Here is an 18,559-nt window from a genome sequence, read left to right as displayed (position 1 = left end):
ATGGGGCAGTAATCGTGGTTTTGCAAGCTGATTATTGCCCCAATAGCACGCATAAAAAAAGCCAGCTTTATGCTGACTTCGTTTGTTCGGTCATATGCTAATCATTAATGGTCTAATGACGGAAGTTTGCCATCAATGCTGGAATACCCGGCAACATACCAACGATAGCCATCACCCCGGTCAGTACCACAAACATAATACCCGGTATAATCCAGCGGCTCATTTTAGTCAAACTGGCGCTGCGCTCTTTTGAGCCAATCAAGCCCAAATTATCAAGCAATAGCGTGAGTGACCAACCAAAGGCTGGGTTCACTAAGGCAGAAGCAAACACCACAATAGCGGCAGATTGCGTGGTTTTACCTTCGCGCGTCATCTCCATACCAGCCTCTAATAGTGGGATAAACACCCCAACGATCAATGCTACGCACATCACTGGTTGCCAGATGGCCAAATCCATCGGATAGCCCCATACACCTGCGATAATACAGAACAAAGCCGTCAATAAAGCACCAGCAGGAATCGGACGCTTAGCAATCGCCGCAGGGACAATATACGTTCCCCAAGAGGACGCAAAATTGGCACCACCCAATACAGAGCCAACTACCTGACGAAATGAAGCGCTGGTCATCGTATCATCGATGTCCATAAGTACTTTTTCAGTACGTTTAGGGTAGCTGATTTTTTGGAATACCTGATGACCTAAGAAATCTGGTGACCACATTGCCACGGCCAAAATAGCAAACGGCAATACCACAATGAAGCTTTCAATCGTCGGTAGCCCTAACATCCAACCTGTGTTCTCACCCCACCAGTACATTGGATTCATATGCGGTAGACCTGGTGCTGTTTTGAACGCAAAAGGTGCGCCCAATGCAAAAGCAAGACCGCCGCCTAATACGCAACTGAGCGGAACCGCAAGCCAGCGTTTTTGCCAATGCTCAAGCAATGCATACAACAGGATAGTCGCCAGAATAATAAAGAAAGCAATGTGCGACATGCCAATCCCTTCTGCCCAAGCAAAAAGGTTCTTAACCTGTGAGGTGGTTCCGATAAAGCCCAAGTAAATCAATAGGCCACCGCATACGCCTTTGCTGGTCAAATTAGCCAGTAAGCTCCCCCCTTTACTAATAGCGAGCAGCAGACCAAAAGCACCAATCAGTAGTCCAAAAGCCATTGGATGACCACCTGCAGCCACAACAATAGGAATCAATGGAATAAGTGGCCCATGAGTACCGGCAAGGTTGGCCGTCGGTAGCAAAAATCCTGAAAATAAGATAATAAAGAACGAGACAATCAACAACTCATAACGAACGTTTTCTAAAACAAAGGCATCACCTAGGCCGAGTGGGCCTGCAAAGGTTGCCGCAATCGCACCCACCATGACCACTTTACCGATGGTCGCTGCCATCGCAGGGATAGTATCTTCATACTCAAAACGATAGTCACGGAATGGTAAATTGGGACGCCAGCGTTTTGGCTGCATGATTTGCAACTCATGGTTTAGATAAGCGTCACGACTGTCAAAGCTTGAACTTGGCTTATGCAAATCTATATAACTACCCTGCAATTCGCTGTTTTGATTGATTGGGTTTGGTCGCGGCGTATTAGACCCTGAAGATGAGGTCTGAATGTTACTCATCACATTTCCTTGTGTTGATTGCGTTTTTGATTGGCTGATACTTTTAATTTGGTATTCGCTAAATGACCGAGCGGTCATAATAAACGGAAAACCATTGTATGTTAAGGGATAAGAAAATGCGAATTTAAGGTGAATTAAAGAGACTGTATGTATCGTTATGACACATAAATTAAAGTTTTCATTGAATACAGGAATGAACTTAATAGGAAACTATCAGGAAAAAACAGCGCTGATTTGGGCGTAAAATTAAATTAAAGCCCAATTTCCTTAAGAATGACTTACATCTGAATATTTTTTATCATATAACTAAATACTAAAGATAGTTATAATAAATACTAAATATTGCTTTACGATAGCTATAAAGACTATGCTCAGTTACGCTTTAAAACTAGCGAGCGCAGTCATTTTTAACTATGATAAATGTCTTTGTCGTTTATCATCTAATAGTAAGTACTAAAAAACAGCGTTACCCATATCACTGAAAAATCAATAAAAGCAACAGGATAGATTTATGAGTGTACTACCCAGCAATTTTGAGACTTTGAAGCGTCGAGCCAAGCAAAGTATCATGCCGCTACTGACCCCGCACCTACTGAAGCTGCGACTCAATACTTACGCGCCCTATATCGGTGCAGGCATCAAAATCGACCACATCAGCCTCGATCAGGGATTGTGTGTGGTCAGCATGGGACTGACCACTCTCAACAAAAATATCGTCGGTACTCAATTCGGTGGTAGCTTGTATTCTATGGTTGATCCCTTCTATATGCTCATGCTGATGCATCAATTGGGTAGCAACTATGTGGTCTGGGACAAAAGCTCAAATATCGATTTTATCGCACCGGGAAATAGCAGAGTCACAGCACGAATGAAAATACCTAGCACTGAGGTGATTACCATTCAAGAGTTAGCGAAAGACGGTGAAGCTGTGTTTCGTGAATATAAAGTCGATATCGTAGACGACCAGCAAAAGCTCATTGCTACCGTCACCAAAACCTTGTATATCAGACTGCGCAAATACAGTAAATCTAAAGAGCAAGCCAGCCGAATTGAGACGCCTCATACTGAATAGTTTTCGACTATTCGTAAGAAGTAGCACCTATCATCTGTTAATATCCAGCTAATCGCCCAGCAAGCCTAAATTGATAAGCGTGCACATACAAAAACCCCAATCCAGCATTCGCATAGATTGGGGTTTTGTCTTTTTTGGTATGGCCCGCTTATTTATAAATAAACCTATGAATAAGGGCTTGTATCTACTATTACCTTGTTTTGAGTCAATTCTAAAACCATACAATCAACTCAAAACGGCAAACTTGTACTTAGATACCAGGTGCAGTATCAACTGCATCAGGTACGCCAGCGTCAGTCTTTTTCTGAGCTGGACGTGGCGCAAGTTTTTCGCGGATACGTGCTGATTTACCAGAACGCTCACGTAAGTAGTACAGTTTCGCACGGCGAACAGCACCACGACGTTTCACTTCAATACTATCGATGATTGGTGAGTGCAATTGGAATGCACGCTCAACGCCAACGCCGCTTGAGATTTTACGTACGGTAAACGCTGAGTTTAAACCGCGGTTACGCTTAGCAATTACAACGCCTTCAAAAGCCTGTAAACGCTCACGCTCACCTTCACGTACTTTTACTTGTACCACAACGGTATCGCCGGGTGCAAAGTTTGGGCGCTCGATCAATTGAGCGTTTTCGATGACCTGAACCAATGGATGCTTGTTGCTCATGAGAGTTATCTCCTCACATTAGATAATAGAGGCTTTACGCATATCACCTGTTTGTAATAATTAATCATATCTCTTTATAGTGAGATACAACATAAATGGGTTATAACCAACGGCCACTATGCGATGACTCGTTTTATTATTGCTCAAAATTCTGTTTCTTAACTGTTTATCAAGTTTAATGACGATAAAATAAGGTATCAACAACCTACTTTTTATCTGCTTTCGCTAGTGCTTTAAGCCACTTCGCTTGCTCTGCCGTTGGGATAAACGCTTGCCACAAATCTGGACGACGCGCTTGCGTACGACTGACTTGCTGACTAAAGCGCCACTTGGCAATATTGGCATGATGCCCTGATAGCAATACTTCAGGAACTGCCATGCCCGCAAACTCATGCGGCTTGGTATAGTGTGGACAATCAAGCAAGCCATCGACAAACGAGTCTTGCTCTGCTGACTTATCATCACCCATGATATCGGGCAGACGACGTATCACACTATCCATCAGCACCATTGCTGGTAGCTCACCACCAGTCAACACGTAATCACCTAGTGATACTTCCATATCGACATACTGTGACAGTAGGCGCTCATCAATACCTTCATAACGACCGCATAACAAAATCATGCCATCGTAATCAGTCATACCGACGACGCTACTCTCACTAAGCGTTTGCCCTTGCGGTGACATATAAATCACCGGACAATGCTCACTATCGACACGGCAACCGTATTGCTTGGCACGCAAGCGTGCATCCTCAATGGCTTTTGACAATGGCTCAGCCATCATCACCATCCCAGGACCGCCACCATACGGGCGCTCGTCAATACGGCGATAGTTATCAGTGGTATAATCACGTGGATTAATGCATTCAATCGTAACTTGCTCCTGAGTCACTGCCCGTCCCGTGATTCCAAACTCACGAATCGTGGCAAACATCTCAGGAAAAATACTAATTACGGCAAAATACATCTGATGTCTACTTGCATTGAGGCTAAAATAATCGGTGTGACTATCAATAACATCTGACTAAGAGCCAGAATTGATATCAATAATCACTCGGCCATGCCACAAGTACTGTTTTTTCAGTCATATTGACCTCTATTACAGTTTGCTTATGCCATGGAATTAGGCGCTCTTCATTATCCAAACTGTCTGAGTTGGCTGCCACGCGCATGATGTCATGGGCACCAGTTTCAAACATTTCAGTGATATTGCCTAGATACTCGTTCTGCTCGTTCATCACGCGCAAACCGACCAAATCCGACCAATAATATTCGTCTTCAGCTGTTTCCGGCAAGACGTTTTGTTCGACCCAAACAGTCACGCCGTTCATGGTCTCAGCAACATTGCGATCAGGAATCTGCTCAAATTGAGCCACAATTCCTGTTCCTTGCTCACGCCAAGCTTTCACAGTCAAAGGTTTCATGCCAGTAGCAGTTTTCATCCACCACGGCTTCATATCGAATATCGCTGTACGATCATCCGTATCACTAAACACCCAAAGCCAGCCTTTGATGCCATAAGGCTTCTTAAGTTGACCGATTTTCATAAGGGCACTAGCGTTTGGAGTGGATGACATAGCAGCTAACCTAACAATGATTAAAACAGCAATTGCAAAAACAATTGTGTCAAAAGCGATAAACAGTTAATGGCGCACCCTGGTCAGACCAGTTACGCTATGTATTCTAAGTCTACTGAGTCGTCTTGTAGTCATACTACAAGTGGCTCAGTAACAACGAAAACTTAAGCAGTTGCTTCAGTTTGTGCTGCAGACTTGTTGTAAGCTTTTGCTAATGAAGCAACGCGATCTGAAGGTTGTGCACCTTTTGCGATCCACGCATTGTACGCTTCCATGTTTAGGCGTACTGCTTCTTCAGACTCTTTAGCGAGTGGGTTAAAAAAGCCGATGTTTTCAATATAGCGACCGTCACGCGCGCGGCGTTGATCAGCAACAACTACTTGATAAAATGGGCGTTTCTTGGCACCGCCCCGTGCTAAACGAATAACAACCATGTGAATTCTCTCTTTCGCAGGTATACCAAAAAGGGCATAATTATATCACAGTCTTTATTTGTTGAAAACATAAACTGCGCATATTTAATTATTTATTAACAATAGCTTAAATACCAGTCTATGTAAAACATAATCGAGCATAACCATGCGTTTTATACAATTATCAACGACGGTCTATCTTAATCAGTTACTAAAATATACCGCGCTTTAAGTTTGATATTATTAAAATATTGGAGAGGTACATAACAAACTGCTTAAATGAATAGCCTCACAGCACGATTCATTGATTATGCTATTCTATGGTGTGTTGAAGTAGACTGACACACCCTACTCTCAGCCGCCATGTTTAGAAATAACCCGCTCTTTCTCCAAAATAAAATCGCGGCTCAACTCAAAACCAAATTTAATCAGACATTTTCTTAATCTGCTGGATTTATATGATTACTCCAAACTCAAAGCCCCGTCGCAAAGGTTGGCTACCACGTTCTTACTCCAATACTTGGCTGACAACCTTGATGGTCGCTTTTATTGTCCTCATCAGTGTGAGTTTGTCGATTTTATTCTTTTGGCGCAGTCTGTACCTACCAGAACTCAAAAACCATGCGCGTTATTTGACAAGCGAGCTGCGATTAATTAATAGTGTGAATAAAGACTGGCAATATCGTCCTGATATCCGCCAATGGGTTTATCAACATTCTCATGTCGTGGTGGTGAACAACCCCAGTGACTTTCCGGAGGTGGCTGACAAAGCATTTGTGAGCTTCTTTACTGATGTACTTCAGTATGAGATTGGTGCGCAGCTGGGTCGACCTGTCGAAGTTTATTTCAAGTTCAAACCAACACCGCAGCTTTGGGTACAAGACAGCCGCGATGACAGCTTCTGGATTCGTGAACCAGTGGTTTACTATTCACAGTACAGCCCAACATTGCTCATATTGTTTTTGATTGGATTGCCTATCTTATCGCTACTGACCATTATTTTGTTAGCACGTCAATTGAACCGTCCTTTACGTTATCTACAACGTGCAGCGACTAACTATATTCGTTTGGGTCATGCGACCACACTGCCAACGCAAAAAGGCCCTACCGAGATACGTCAAGTAAACATGGCTTTCAACCGTCTATTTACAACGTTAAATCAGGCCCAAAAAGAGCGAACTATTATGCTCGCTGGTATCTCACATGATCTGCGGACACCATTGACTCGTATGCGTCTGACTGCTGAGATGTTGCCAGATGATTTTTTTCGTGAAGGGCTAATTTACGATATTGAGGATATGGATGCGATTTTGGAGCAGTTCATCTCATTTATGAAGGATGGTTCCGATGAGCCAGTTAGCTTGACTAATTTGGACACGATATTTAATGAGATCATGGTGCAGTTTGCACCGATGAAGTTCGTTTATCAATCAGAATGTCACAAGGTCGTTCCTGTACGCCCCTTATCCATCAAGCGTCTCATCATTAATCTAATCAATAACGCCAATCGTTATGGCAAACCGCCGATTTATCTATCAGCCACGGTAATACCAACATTTATAGAAACGGTTGAAGAAGAAGATAGCGATGTCGTCAGTGAAAACGTTGTCAATAAGGAAGCACAAGAGCAACTGATGATTTGTGTGCGTGACTGCGGTGACGGTGTAGCAGAGGATCAATTGGAGCGTATCATGCAGCCATTTGAGCGTGGAGAGACCGCACGCACTACCCAAGGTAGCGGTCTAGGGCTGGCCATTGTAGATCGCATTGCGCGGTTACACCATGGTACAGTCGAGGCCATCAATCACCCTGATGGTGGGTTGCAAGTATGTGTGCGTATACCCCTACTCTCTAAAGTTGCTGGAGACAATACCTTGGCTGCTGATGCAGTCCATGACACATCTACAGCCGATAGTATTACATCGAATGCAGAAAATCCTTAACACGATCGCTTGAGAAAACCCTGCGTGGATAAATTAATCTTTGCTGCCAATAATAGGCGGAATATATTCAGCACTATTAGTAAATGCTAATGGCTGAGTAATTTCTTCTTTGGCTGTCTTGAGCGTTTGGGTTGTTGATGGCTGCTTTAGAAACAAGTAGTAACCCAGCGTGATCGCATTTAATAGCACCAAGCCACCAAATAAATATGGCATCCTTTGCCTCCTATATTGTCAAACTACCCTAGAATAAGCTACTGCAAGCATGACACCTGATGATCAAAATATTGGTAATCAGGTTCGTTTAATGATGACAAATTTTTTACTTGTCATCATTGTTCAGTATTGTTATTTAGTGTCAAAATCGCGTTCGCTTTTTTCTTGTGTCAATTCGTCAGCAGCCAAAATTTGTGTGAGCGGCTTGATAGGCCATGTCATTACGAATCTTGCGCCGCCAAGATCTCGGCTCTCATCTACTTTCATACTACCATTAAACCAAAAGGCAATGCGCGATACAATAGACAGACCTAGGCCGTAGCCGCCTGATGCTCGTGTACGGCTATCATCCAAGCGCGAAAACGGTATAAATACTTTTTCACGATCAGCCTCAGGAATACCATGGCCGTCATCTTCGACGCTGACAAATGCATTGCCCTTTTTGACACCAGCACTAATAATGATCGTGGTCTCGGCATAACGTAAAGCATTACCTGCAAGATTCTGAATCACACGGTGCAGATAGCGTCGATCGGCAATCGCGGTTACTTTCGCATTTGGCAAGTTGGTCACTATTTTAATCGGCTTACCTAGCGCATTGGTCTCACGCTCAATCTGCTGTAGCAATTCTCTGAGATTTACTGGTTCTAAATCTAATTTTGGCGAGCCCTCTTCGAGCTTGGCATAAGTCAAAATCTCATCAATCAAGCCATTAAGTGATTCAATATCTTCATCGATATAGTCACGCTGCATGAAACGTGAATCTTCGTCATCAGTATCAGCCAGCATATCTACCGCAAATCGAATACGCGCAACTGGCGTACGAAGCTCATGTGATACGGCTCGCGTGAGCTCTCGTTGCGACTCAATCAAACGCTTAATATGTGACGTCATCGCGTTAAAAGTCGCTGATAAACGTGCGATCTCATCTTGACCAATTACTTGTACTTGAATATCAAGGTTGCCTTTACTTACCTCATTAACACCCACTTGAATCAGCTGCAGCTTGCGCTCAAGTGGGAAAATGAGCGCATAAACACCCAAACTGATTAAAAACATACTAATCAGAATCATACTAATAATTAAATTAAGTGGAAACCAGTTAAATAAGGGTACAGGGCCTATCAAGACTGCCATATCATTAATTTCAGACGGAACCACTATCTTGATGGCCGAACTACTGGTACTACTATTAGGGTCTTGCAATGAGATGACCACTTCATCACGGCGTAGGCGCGACATTTGATCTGAATCTAAATCGAGCGTGTTAACGGGCACAAATGCCAGAGGGAAAGAAAATTTCTCCTCAAGTTCAGCCAAGCGCGCGCGTTTATCAGACAAGGTGACTTCATAAGACAAATCGTCCAATAAAAAGACAGCAATGGCTCTGACTTGCTGCTCCGTGACTTCCGATATCCGTGCTGTTAGGACATTCTCATTATCCGGCAAGCGATAATAAACATCTGCATACACAGGCTGTTCGACGTAACGAACGACCGTATTATCATTTTTAAAGCGTCGTAGCTCGCTGGCAGTAAAATCTACTTCATCAATAGGTATGATTTTAAAATTTGCACCAAACAAACTACTGGCATCAGACAGCCAGTATTCACGCTCTTCTGCAGTATTTTGGTGAGAGATACCTTCGCTCACCAAATGAAAAGCCCCCATTGCCATGTTTTCACGATAGGACTGTACACGCTCCTTATTGATAGTACCCATCAATAACTGCGCAAACAATGCTACGCACAAGCAGACTATAAGTAGTCCAGCATAGATACGAACAAAAATACTGTGTTTTAAAGAAGAGACTAATGACATACGTGCCGTGACCAACTTAATAAATAAAAACTGCTGACATCATCTAGCATATAATCGCTGCTATGTGATTGATATCGAACACTGTTGAATAGGATTATCAGACGCTAAATGGTATATTTTAATGGATATGTAATGATCATCCAAACAGAATAGACATCTTGTGCATTTAGTTCGCGTCTATAATAAGTGCTTAATTAAACCACATAACACCGCATTTAAGTTCAAAAATTAGAATTTAGCCACAAAAAAAACCAGCAACTAGGCTGGTTTTTTCAAACGGCGATCAATATTCAGTCATTAAATGAGCAAAAATGACTTAGTTACCTTCTTTCACAAACAGATAACCCTTACTACGTACCGTCTTAATACGTTTTGGATTTTCTGGATCATCACCGATTTTTGGACGGATACGTGAGATGCGCACATCGATTGAACGATCTTGTCCATCATATTCAATACCGCGTAGACGTTCAAAGATATCTTCACGAGATAAGATACGACCTGCGTTAGACGCAAGCAACCATAGTAGATCGTATTCTGCACTGGTAAAATCAACCAATTCATCACCTAGATTGACTGAACGACCACCATTATCAATGACCAACTCGCCAAACTCTAGACGCTGTGGCACGTCTTCTGATGGTGCATTCTCTGAACGACGTAGCAAAGCACGAATACGGGCAAGCAATACACGTGGCTGAGCAGGCTTGGCGACATAATCATCAGCACCCATCTCAAGACCCAATACCTGATCCATGTCTTCAGTACGTGCAGTCAACATCAAAATTGGATTTTGATAATGCGGGCGCACTTCACGGCATACGGTCAGACCATCGCTACCAGGAAGCATAACATCAAGTACGACCATGTCTGGTTGCTCATTGACGATACGGCGTATAGCACGGTTACCATCAGTTTCAATTGCTACTTCTAAACCATTTTTGACCAAGTAATCTTGAGTCAACATGGCCAGACGCTCATCATCTTCAACAATCAAGATTCGGGGGGTGTTGTCTTCTTCAGTCGTTGTCATTGTTATATCCTCTAATACATCTAATTTAAAAGCAGTAAAAGTAAGAGCGGTAAAAATTAATAGCACCATAAAGTGGCACAATCGATGTTCGTATAGCTGTTACAAACTTAGCAGCACAGTATACTATTAAACGTATCGCTTCCTATACTATAGCTGATAGTCGTTAACAAAACCTATAAACTACATCGACTAAAACTTTAGTTTACGTCCAAAAATAATGTCATATATTTCTGCATTAGCTAATGGTTTTACTTTTGCAGACTACTTAATATCTAAGTGCATATGAATTATCAAATGAATGATTAAGGTTGCTCAAATACACTCAATCATCGCTGTTTATTTACGATGTTCCATTATCTAATATAACGACATATTACGATTGTCGCCAGTAACTTTTCGGAATATTCTAATATTGTTTCTCTCAATCATAGATGAGCCATTTTGCTTTAAAAAATAGAGAATTCATTTATTCATACCTCAGAGCTTATCGAGGTCAATCATGATAAAGTGAATCAATCATTAACAAGTAGACATAAAAAAACAGCCCATATAATGGACTGTCTTTTTATCATTACTTCTAGCGATAACTCTAAATGATTAGCTAGAACTATCAGTAATGAATTATGCGCGGTTTTTATACTTACGAATAGTCTGTAATTGTCCTACTGACTCTGCAAGTGAGGCCAAAGCCGCATTGGTTTGTAATGTATCAGATTGATTGACCAGCATTTGCTCCGCTTTTTTACGTGCTTCAACGATTTTGCTTTCGTCAAGATTATGCGCACGCATGGCCGTATCAGCCAATACGGTAACCATTTTTGGTTGTACTTCTAATACGCCACCTGAAACATAGATCACTTCTTCTTCGCCGTTTGCTTTTTGCACTCGCATTGCACCCGGTTTTAGCAAAGTAATAAGCGGTGTGTGACCTGGCAATACACCAATCTCGCCTTCGGTACCAGTAGCTATTAACATGCTAATTTCGCCTGAATATAACTCTTCACGAGCACTTACGACGCGACATTGTAACGTTGCCATACTTAACTCCTTACCATAAAAGCGCGATCAAAAAACAGTAAAACTGCGATGCGTTACTGAAGAGTAGATATAAGGTTTATATCTACTCGTTAGCTTATGCGCATACAACTTACGCTGACTTAGACTTCATTTTTTCTGCTTTAGCAACAACTTCGTCGATGCTACCAGCCATGTAGAACGCTTGCTCTGGTAGGTCGTCGTATTCACCAGCAATAATTGCTTTAAAGCTAGCAATGGTATCGCGTAGTGGTACATATTTACCAGGTGCACCAGTGAAGACTTCGGCTACGTGGAATGGCTGAGACAAGAAGCGCTGGATCTTACGAGCACGATAAACAACCAGTTTATCTTCTTCTGACAACTCATCCATACCCAAGATAGCGATGATGTCTTTAAGCTCTTTATAACGCTGTAGAACTTCCTGAACACCACGAGCAACATTGTAATGCTCTTCGCCGATTACTTGTGGATCTAGCTGACGTGACGTTGAATCGAGTGGATCAACCGCAGGATAGATACCTTGTGATGCGATATCACGGCTTAGTACAACTGTTGCATCCAAGTGAGCAAACGTTGTAGCAGGTGATGGATCGGTCAAATCATCCGCAGGTACATATACCGCCTGAACTGACGTGATAGAGCCTGACTGAGTTGACGTAATACGCTCTTGTAGTAAGCCCATTTCTTCAGCTAGTGTTGGCTGATAACCAACCGCTGACGGCATACGACCGAGCAATGCTGATACTTCTGTACCCGCTAGTGTATAACGGTAGATGTTATCAACAAACAATAGTACGTCACGACCTTTGCCAGTAACAGGATCTTTGGTATCACGGAAGTACTCAGCCATGGTCAAACCAGACAGTGCAACACGTAAACGGTTACCCGGTGGCTCATTCATCTGGCCATATACCATTGCTACTTTAGACTTACTGAAGTCTTCGGTGTTTACAACGCCAGCTTCCTGCATTTCGTGATAGAAATCGTTACCTTCACGAGTACGCTCACCGACGCCCGCAAATACTGACAAACCTTCATGTTTTAGAGCGATGTTGTTGATCAGCTCCATCATGTTAACGGTTTTACCAACACCAGCACCACCGAACAGACCAACTTTACCACCTTTAGCGAACGGGCAAAGTAGATCAATAACTTTGATACCAGTCTCTAGTAACTCAGTGCTGTTTGACTGATCCGCGTAGCTTGGCGCTTCACGGTGGATAGACCATTTTTCGTCAGCAACAACAGGACCTTCTTCATCGATAGGACGACCAAGAACATCCATGATGCGACCTAGCGTACCAGTACCTACAGGCACAGAGATAGGTGCGCCAGTATTAGTAACAGGTAGGTTACGCTTTAAACCTTCGGTTGAACCCATTGCAATAGTACGTACAATACCGTCACCTAGCTGTTGCTGTACTTCTAGGGTAGTTTCGGTACCATCTACTTGCAAGGCATCAAAAATTTGAGGAACTTCATTACGGTTGAACTCAACGTCAAGAACCGCGCCAATAATCTGTACAATACGACCGCTACTCATTGCGTTCTCCTTGAACTTCTATATATAGGTGTAGTCAATTATGAAACAGCAGCAGCACCGCCAACGATTTCCGAGATTTCTCGGGTAATCGCCGCTTGACGCAGCTTGTTATAAACCAACTGTAAATCGTTAATAAGGTCACCAGCATTATCTGTTGCCGCTTTCATGGCTACCATACGTGAAGACTGCTCAGAGGCAATGTTTTCCATTACCGCTTGATAAACAATCGACTCAATATAGCGACCAAGCAATTCATCAATTAACGTCTTGATGTCAGGCTCGTAGATATAATCCCAGCTAAGTTCTGTCTGTAGACCACTGTCTTCATCATCAAATGACTGCTCTGGTAGAGGAACCAACTGATTGACTGTTGGTTTCTGAGTCATCGCATTGATAAATCGGTTATAGACCACATAGATACGGTCAATATTGCCGTTACTATAGTCTTCAAGCATTGCTTGAACCGGTGCATTTAATTGTTCAAACGTTGGTTTATCGCCATAATCGGTCACAGCCGATGTAACTTTACCACCAAAGTTCTTGAAGAAACTCACACCTTTGGCACCGATGACTGCAAACTCAGCTTGTACAGACTGATCTTGATAATCTTGGATACTTTTAGTTAGGGCTTTGAATAAATTAATATTCAAACCACCCGCTAGGCCACGGTCAGAGGTAATGACAATATAGCCAACCTTATTGACTGGACGCGATACCATATACGGATGTTTGTAGTCTGATGAGGCATGCACCAAATGTGAAATAACCCGGCGCATACTATCAGCATACGGGCGACCCACTTCCATGCGCTCTTGCGCACGGCGCATTTTACTTGCCGCTACCATTTGCATAGCACGAGTAATTTTCTGGGTGCTTTTAATACTGGTGACTTTGGCACGTATCTCTTTTAAGCTTGCCATAATGATTCCAATATAAGAGGGTTAAAAAGCATTGGCGCATGCGACAATCGTTTGATATACAACATCAATCCTACAGAATAACATTTTATATCTTGTGGCATTACGCGATCTAATACCGGTAATGGTTAAAACAGTGGCGCAAATATCTGGTCAGACAACGCGCCACTTTATCAGCTCTAAGCTACAGTTATAACCAATTCGGCTTAACCCGTTAAATTAATAACTGTGATTTTGTTTAAAGGTCTCTAGAGATGACTTTAAACGACCTGCGATATCATCATTGTAGTTCGCAGTGTCATCAATCTCACGCATCAATTCACTTTGCTCATCATGCATATAACGTAGGTACGCTTCTTCGAAAGAACCAATCTTTTCGACAGGTACGTCAGCTAAGAAGCCTTCGTTTGAAGCATAGATAACGGCTGCTTGCTCAGAGATTGACATCGGCTGATACTGCTTCTGCTTCATCAGTTCAGTTACACGCTCACCATGATCAAGCTGCTCGCGAGTGGCGTCATCAAGATCTGAGGCAAACTGAGCGAATGCTGCTAATTCACGATACTGAGCTAGAGCGGTACGGATACCACCAGATAGCTTTTTGATGATCTTAGTCTGAGCGGCACCACCAACACGAGATACCGATATACCAGCGTTTACTGCTGGACGGATACCTGAGGCGAATAAGCTAGACTCTAGGAAGATCTGACCATCAGTGATCGAAATCACGTTAGTTGGTACGAATGCAGATACGTCACCAGCTTGTGTTTCAATGATTGGTAGTGCGGTCAAAGAACCAGTTTTACCTTTCACTTCACCGTTAGTGAACTTCTCTACATAATCAGCATTTACACGTGATGCACGCTCAAGTAGGCGTGAGTGTAAATAGAATACGTCACCAGGATAAGCTTCACGACCTGGCGGACGACGTAATAGTAGTGAAATCTGACGATAAGCAACTGCTTGCTTTGATAAGTCATCAAATACAATCAGTGCATCTTCGCCGCGGTCACGGAAGTATTCGCCCATCGTACAACCTGAGTACGGTGCGATATACTGAAGTGCTGCAGGCTCTGATGCTGAAGCAACCACAACAGTGGTATATTCTAGTGCGCCAGTTTGCTCAAGCTTACGTACGACGTTAGCGATAGTCGAACGTTTCTGTCCGATAGCCACGTATACACATTTAATGCCTGAAGCTTTCTGTGCGATGATCGCATCGATAGCCATCGCTGTTTTACCAGTCTGACGGTCACCAATGATAAGCTCACGCTGACCACGACCGATTGGAATCATGGTATCAACGGCTTTATAACCAGTCATTACTGGTTGATCTACTGACTGACGGTCGATAACGCCTGGAGCGATCTTTTCGACTTTATCAGTCATCTTGGCATTGATCGGACCTTTGCCATCAATAGGATTACCCAAAGCATCAACAACACGGCCTAACAGCTCAGGACCTACTGGTACTTCAAGAATACGACCAGTACAATAGGCTTTTTGACCTTCTTGCAGCTTTAGGTAATCGCCAAGTACTACCGCGCCAACAGAATCACGCTCTAAGTTTAGAGCCATTCCGTAGATTTCGCCTTCAAACTCAATCATTTCGCCGTACATGGCATCTTCAAGACCATGAATCTGCACGATACCGTCAGATACTTTGACAATCGTGCCTTCATTCTTTGCAGTTGCACCCGCATCAAGGTCTTGAATACGCTGCTTAATCAGGTTACTGATTTCCGCTGGATTCAATTGTTGCATTGCCTTGTTTCCTTTAATTTATGATAACCCGCCCACTGACTCAAATGCTCTTGCTATGACGCACGTAATATATGAATGCGTCGATAAATGGCATTAGGCAGTTAGCTGTGTTTTTAACTGTTGTAACTTGCCGCGCATCGAATCATCAATGACTTTATCACCGACTTTGATTGTAGCGCCTGCCAATAAACTTGGATCAACTGATTCGTGAATCACTACACTGGCATTTAGCGAGGTAGCAAGACGCGTTTGTAGCATTTGACGCTGGTCATCAGTCAATGGGTAGGCAGAAGTCACATATGCGTCAAGCTGCTTTAAGCTTATTGCCTTGTGACGGCGATAATGCTCATAAACTTCAGGAAGCAGCGCTAGACGCTCTTGTTGCGCCAACTGCTTAACAAAATTATTGAGCTGGGGTGATACTTTAGGGTAGCTAATACTGTTACCGTAGCGAGAACCTTTGCTCTCGCCTAGTAGCTGTTTAAAAGCAGAGTCGCTATCACCGGCCACTTGTGAGTCATAAAGATCGACCAAAGCAGCTGACTTATGCTCAGCAGAAACAGCTGGATTGTCTAGCCAAGTACTGAACGACTTGTCATTGACAACAGTGCTAGCGACAAGTAAGAAATCTTCCCACTCGTGTACAGCGCCGTTTTCATTGGCATAGTCAAACGCGGCTTTAGCGTACGGTCGTGCTAAGGTTGATAAGTCAGCCATTATATCCTCACAATTACAGCTTCGCCGCCAGTTGGTCTAACATACTGGCATGTTTTTGCACATCGACTTTGTCTTGCAAAATCTTCTCTGCACCAAGTACAGCCAGTTCAGCAACTTGGGCACGTAATGATTCACGCGCTTGATTGATTTCTTGGTCGATAGACGCTTGCGCTTGTTGACGAATGCGCTCGCCTTCCGCTTGGGCTTGCGATTTTGCATCTTCGATGAGCTGATTGGCACTCTTGTTTGCTTGCTCAATTAGAGCGGCAGCCTTGGTCTTTGCAAGATCAAGTTCCTGCTGGACATTTTGCTCCGCGGTCGCCAAATCTGCTTTTGCTTTTTCTGCGGCATTCAGACCTTCAGCAATTTTACGCTGACGCTCATTGATGGCACCGATAAGTGGTGGCCACACGAATTTCATGCAAAAAATCACAAATATTGCAAAAGCAATGGCTTGACCGACGAGGGTAAAATTGATATTCACGTGATCACCTCTTTGTTAATGAAAAATCAGTTTCATTGATCATGTTTGGTAGTCAAATCTTGACTATCTTTAATAGAAAACCCTTGAGCACCAAACATGTACAACTGAGCTTTCGGATTAACCTGCTAGAGGGTTAGCGAACAACAATAGCATAGCAATACCAACACCGATCATCGGAATAGCATCCAAAAGACCTGCTACGATGAACATACGAGTTTGCAACTGTGAGCCAAGCTCTGGTTGACGAGCAACGCCTTCTAAGAATTTACCACCTAGAATAGCAAAACCAATACCTGTGCCAAGTGCGCCAAGACCGATAAGTAGTGCTACTGCGATAACTGTGTAACCACCTAATACTGGATCCATTGATGTATCCTCATTTACCTATTGAATGTCTAATTAATGTTCAGTTGATGATGCAAGCGACATATAAACTATCGTCAGCATCATGAATACGAACGCTTGAAGTGTAATAACTAAGATGTGGAAGATAGCCCACGGTACCGATAACGCCCATTGAATCCAAAACGGCATTAGAGCAATCAGTATGAAAATCAATTCCCCAGCATACATGTTACCGAATAGACGCAAACCAAGTGATACAGGTTTTGCTATTAAGGTAACTGCTTCTAGGATGAAGTTGATCGGGATCAAAATCGCTTGTACGATCGGGTTTTTGGCGCTAAATGGATGCAGTGTTAACTCACCGATAAAGCCGCCCAACCCTTTTTCTTTAATGCTATAAAAGATAATCAGTGCAAAGACAGAGAACGACATGCCAAGCGTGATGTTAGGATCAGTCGTTGGGACAATCTTAAAGAAAACATGATGTGGATCGTGACCCATAGCGGCGCCAACTTGACCTGCAATACCTGGAATAAAATCAACAGGTATCAAATCCATCAAGTTCATCAAGAAGATCCAAACAAAAATAGTCAACGCCAATGGCGCGATCAATTTTGATGTACCACTGTACGAATCACGAACGTTGTTATCAACAAACTCAACGATCATCTCAACCGCTGCTTGAGTTTTGCTTGGTACGCCTGAGGTGACTTTTTTGGCAACCATCCAAAAGATGGTACAAAATAAAATACCTAGACCAACTGACCATAGCATAGAATCAAGATGGATAGCGTTAAAGCCCATTTGCCCTGCTTCTTCAGCATCATAGGCAACTTTCCAACCTTCGCCCGGCAGATAGCCGTACGTCCAATTCGTTAAGTGGTGAGAGATATATTCTGATGATGTTTGCTCGGATGCCATAATGTAAGCTTCTTATTAATCAACGATTTAATCAACTACCAAAAATATGGTTGTCATCTGATGGGGTTTGGTATTTCTATTTGCCTTGTAACTAAACAAACAAATAAATCATACTAAAAGCACCCATGTAACCAACAACATCCAACCCATAGTTCTATTACTAATGCTATATTTGATAACTTGACATAAATTTTAGCTATCAAAAAAGGGCTTATGATAACTCAGTAATAGCCCTTGCATGTATACGCAAAATTATTATATATGTGCTTGTCTACTGGCCGTTTTTTACGACCGGCGCTTAGTGTAGCGCTCATAAACAAAATATTTAGCTGCCTATATTAATGCAGCGTTGTATTCGTGTAAAGTCAATTATGATTTTATTATCCACTGTATGAATAAGTTAGCTGACAATAACGGCTACTAATATAGTTAGTCGTCCATAACTA

At 42.8% G+C, this 18,559-nt stretch carries 18 protein-coding genes; 2 read left to right on the top strand and 16 right to left on the bottom strand.

Features of this window, described 5'->3' with window-relative positions; genetic code table 11:
* Nucleotides 1–112 precede the first annotated feature (112 nt).
* Nucleotides 113–1,639 carry a DUF3360 family protein gene (locus tag ACTXGK_RS16470; protein WP_443517323.1) on the bottom strand — a complete coding sequence of 509 codons (1,527 nt, stop codon included), beginning with the start codon at nt 1,637–1,639 and terminating at the stop codon, nt 113–115.
* A gap of 511 nt (nt 1,640–2,150) precedes the next feature.
* Here ACTXGK_RS16470 and ACTXGK_RS16465 point away from each other — a divergent pair.
* The gene (locus ACTXGK_RS16465) at nt 2,151–2,711 is read left to right on the top strand and encodes a DUF4442 domain-containing protein (RefSeq protein ID WP_443517325.1); all 561 of its coding nucleotides are present in this window, start codon (nt 2,151–2,153) and stop codon (nt 2,709–2,711) included.
* 250 nt (nt 2,712–2,961) lie between these two features.
* On the opposite strand, the gene rplS is transcribed toward ACTXGK_RS16465, so the two are convergent.
* From rplS to rpsP, 4 genes are all read right to left on the bottom strand, one after another.
* Nucleotides 2,962–3,381, bottom strand: coding sequence for a 50S ribosomal protein L19 (gene rplS, locus ACTXGK_RS16460; protein ID WP_102093129.1), 420 nt, complete (start codon nt 3,379–3,381; stop codon nt 2,962–2,964).
* Between the two features lie 205 nt (nt 3,382–3,586).
* Nucleotides 3,587–4,351: a tRNA (guanosine(37)-N1)-methyltransferase TrmD gene (gene trmD, locus ACTXGK_RS16455; protein WP_443517327.1), complete on the bottom strand. Its 765-nt coding sequence runs from the start codon at nt 4,349–4,351 to the stop codon at nt 3,587–3,589.
* Nucleotides 4,352–4,427: 76 nt separating this feature from the next.
* A complete protein-coding gene (gene rimM / locus ACTXGK_RS16450) occupies nt 4,428–4,961 on the bottom strand; it encodes a ribosome maturation factor RimM (protein WP_443517329.1) in 534 nt (177 codons plus the stop codon).
* Nucleotides 4,962–5,125: 164 nt separating this feature from the next.
* Nucleotides 5,126–5,395, bottom strand: coding sequence for a 30S ribosomal protein S16 (gene rpsP, locus ACTXGK_RS16445; protein WP_021812802.1), 270 nt, complete (start codon nt 5,393–5,395; stop codon nt 5,126–5,128).
* A gap of 437 nt (nt 5,396–5,832) precedes the next feature.
* Between rpsP and ACTXGK_RS16440 the strand changes: the two genes are divergently transcribed.
* The gene (locus ACTXGK_RS16440) at nt 5,833–7,317 is read left to right on the top strand and encodes an ATP-binding protein (protein ID WP_443517331.1); all 1,485 of its coding nucleotides are present in this window, start codon (nt 5,833–5,835) and stop codon (nt 7,315–7,317) included.
* 33 nt (nt 7,318–7,350) lie between these two features.
* Here the strand turns inward: ACTXGK_RS16440 and ACTXGK_RS16435 are convergent, their stop codons facing one another.
* The 11 genes from ACTXGK_RS16435 to atpB all read right to left on the bottom strand — a co-directional run bounded on the left by ACTXGK_RS16435 (nt 7,351) and on the right by atpB (nt 18,113).
* A complete protein-coding gene (locus ACTXGK_RS16435) occupies nt 7,351–7,530 on the bottom strand; it encodes a hypothetical protein (protein WP_058023511.1) in 180 nt (59 codons plus the stop codon).
* 132 nt (nt 7,531–7,662) lie between these two features.
* Nucleotides 7,663–9,351: an ATP-binding protein gene (locus ACTXGK_RS16430; protein WP_201601548.1), complete on the bottom strand. Its 1,689-nt coding sequence runs from the start codon at nt 9,349–9,351 to the stop codon at nt 7,663–7,665.
* Between the two features lie 316 nt (nt 9,352–9,667).
* Nucleotides 9,668–10,384 (bottom strand): response regulator, encoded by a 717-nt coding sequence (locus ACTXGK_RS16425; protein ID WP_058023509.1) that lies wholly within the window; start codon nt 10,382–10,384, stop codon nt 9,668–9,670.
* Between the two features lie 621 nt (nt 10,385–11,005).
* A complete protein-coding gene (locus ACTXGK_RS16420) occupies nt 11,006–11,422 on the bottom strand; it encodes a F0F1 ATP synthase subunit epsilon (RefSeq protein ID WP_058023508.1) in 417 nt (138 codons plus the stop codon).
* Nucleotides 11,423–11,531: 109 nt separating this feature from the next.
* Nucleotides 11,532–12,965, bottom strand: coding sequence for a F0F1 ATP synthase subunit beta (gene atpD / locus ACTXGK_RS16415; protein ID WP_397477899.1), 1,434 nt, complete (start codon nt 12,963–12,965; stop codon nt 11,532–11,534).
* Between the two features lie 38 nt (nt 12,966–13,003).
* Nucleotides 13,004–13,885 (bottom strand): F0F1 ATP synthase subunit gamma, encoded by an 882-nt coding sequence (atpG, locus tag ACTXGK_RS16410; protein WP_057762000.1) that lies wholly within the window; start codon nt 13,883–13,885, stop codon nt 13,004–13,006.
* A 216-nt stretch (nt 13,886–14,101) separates the two neighbouring features.
* A complete protein-coding gene (gene atpA / locus ACTXGK_RS16405) occupies nt 14,102–15,646 on the bottom strand; it encodes a F0F1 ATP synthase subunit alpha (protein WP_201601534.1) in 1,545 nt (514 codons plus the stop codon).
* A 93-nt stretch (nt 15,647–15,739) separates the two neighbouring features.
* Complete coding sequence (locus ACTXGK_RS16400) at nt 15,740–16,363, bottom strand: F0F1 ATP synthase subunit delta (RefSeq protein WP_201601531.1); 624 nt, start codon at nt 16,361–16,363, stop codon at nt 15,740–15,742.
* Nucleotides 16,364–16,376: 13 nt separating this feature from the next.
* Nucleotides 16,377–16,847, bottom strand: coding sequence for a F0F1 ATP synthase subunit B (locus tag ACTXGK_RS16395; protein WP_058023503.1), 471 nt, complete (start codon nt 16,845–16,847; stop codon nt 16,377–16,379).
* Nucleotides 16,848–16,964: 117 nt separating this feature from the next.
* Nucleotides 16,965–17,213 carry a F0F1 ATP synthase subunit C gene (gene atpE / locus ACTXGK_RS16390; protein ID WP_010197960.1) on the bottom strand — a complete coding sequence of 83 codons (249 nt, stop codon included), beginning with the start codon at nt 17,211–17,213 and terminating at the stop codon, nt 16,965–16,967.
* 33 nt (nt 17,214–17,246) lie between these two features.
* The gene (atpB, locus tag ACTXGK_RS16385; protein ID WP_075106457.1) at nt 17,247–18,113 is read right to left on the bottom strand and encodes a F0F1 ATP synthase subunit A; all 867 of its coding nucleotides are present in this window, start codon (nt 18,111–18,113) and stop codon (nt 17,247–17,249) included.
* Between the last annotated feature and the right edge of the window lie 446 nt (nt 18,114–18,559).

The organism is Psychrobacter sp. T6-5 (genome assembly GCF_052258485.2).
In the GTDB taxonomy this organism is placed as follows: domain Bacteria; phylum Pseudomonadota; class Gammaproteobacteria; order Pseudomonadales; family Moraxellaceae; genus Psychrobacter.
The sequence above is the reverse complement of the archived record's forward strand: the minus strand, read 5'-3'. Positions and strand labels throughout refer to the sequence as shown.

What these genes read in the sequence shown, in the direction of transcription:
- ACTXGK_RS16470 (WP_443517323.1), bottom strand. Translation starts at nt 1,639, where the DNA reads ATGAGTAACATTCAGACCTCATCTTCAGGGTCTAATACGCCGCGACCA.
- ACTXGK_RS16465 (WP_443517325.1), top strand. Translation starts at nt 2,151, where the DNA reads ATGAGTGTACTACCCAGCAATTTTGAGACTTTGAAGCGTCGAGCCAAG.
- rplS (WP_102093129.1), bottom strand. Translation starts at nt 3,381, where the DNA reads ATGAGCAACAAGCATCCATTGGTTCAGGTCATCGAAAACGCTCAATTG.
- trmD (WP_443517327.1), bottom strand. Translation starts at nt 4,351, where the DNA reads ATGTATTTTGCCGTAATTAGTATTTTTCCTGAGATGTTTGCCACGATT.
- rimM (WP_443517329.1), bottom strand. Translation starts at nt 4,961, where the DNA reads ATGTCATCCACTCCAAACGCTAGTGCCCTTATGAAAATCGGTCAACTT.
- rpsP (WP_021812802.1), bottom strand. Translation starts at nt 5,395, where the DNA reads ATGGTTGTTATTCGTTTAGCACGGGGCGGTGCCAAGAAACGCCCATTT.
- ACTXGK_RS16440 (WP_443517331.1), top strand. Translation starts at nt 5,833, where the DNA reads ATGATTACTCCAAACTCAAAGCCCCGTCGCAAAGGTTGGCTACCACGT.
- ACTXGK_RS16435 (WP_058023511.1), bottom strand. Translation starts at nt 7,530, where the DNA reads ATGCCATATTTATTTGGTGGCTTGGTGCTATTAAATGCGATCACGCTG.
- ACTXGK_RS16430 (WP_201601548.1), bottom strand. Translation starts at nt 9,351, where the DNA reads ATGTCATTAGTCTCTTCTTTAAAACACAGTATTTTTGTTCGTATCTAT.
- ACTXGK_RS16425 (WP_058023509.1), bottom strand. Translation starts at nt 10,384, where the DNA reads ATGACAACGACTGAAGAAGACAACACCCCCCGAATCTTGATTGTTGAA.
- ACTXGK_RS16420 (WP_058023508.1), bottom strand. Translation starts at nt 11,422, where the DNA reads ATGGCAACGTTACAATGTCGCGTCGTAAGTGCTCGTGAAGAGTTATAT.
- atpD (WP_397477899.1), bottom strand. Translation starts at nt 12,965, where the DNA reads ATGAGTAGCGGTCGTATTGTACAGATTATTGGCGCGGTTCTTGACGTT.
- atpG (WP_057762000.1), bottom strand. Translation starts at nt 13,885, where the DNA reads ATGGCAAGCTTAAAAGAGATACGTGCCAAAGTCACCAGTATTAAAAGC.
- atpA (WP_201601534.1), bottom strand. Translation starts at nt 15,646, where the DNA reads ATGCAACAATTGAATCCAGCGGAAATCAGTAACCTGATTAAGCAGCGT.
- ACTXGK_RS16400 (WP_201601531.1), bottom strand. Translation starts at nt 16,363, where the DNA reads ATGGCTGACTTATCAACCTTAGCACGACCGTACGCTAAAGCCGCGTTT.
- atpE (WP_010197960.1), bottom strand. Translation starts at nt 17,213, where the DNA reads ATGGATCCAGTATTAGGTGGTTACACAGTTATCGCAGTAGCACTACTT.
- atpB (WP_075106457.1), bottom strand. Translation starts at nt 18,113, where the DNA reads ATGGCATCCGAGCAAACATCATCAGAATATATCTCTCACCACTTAACG.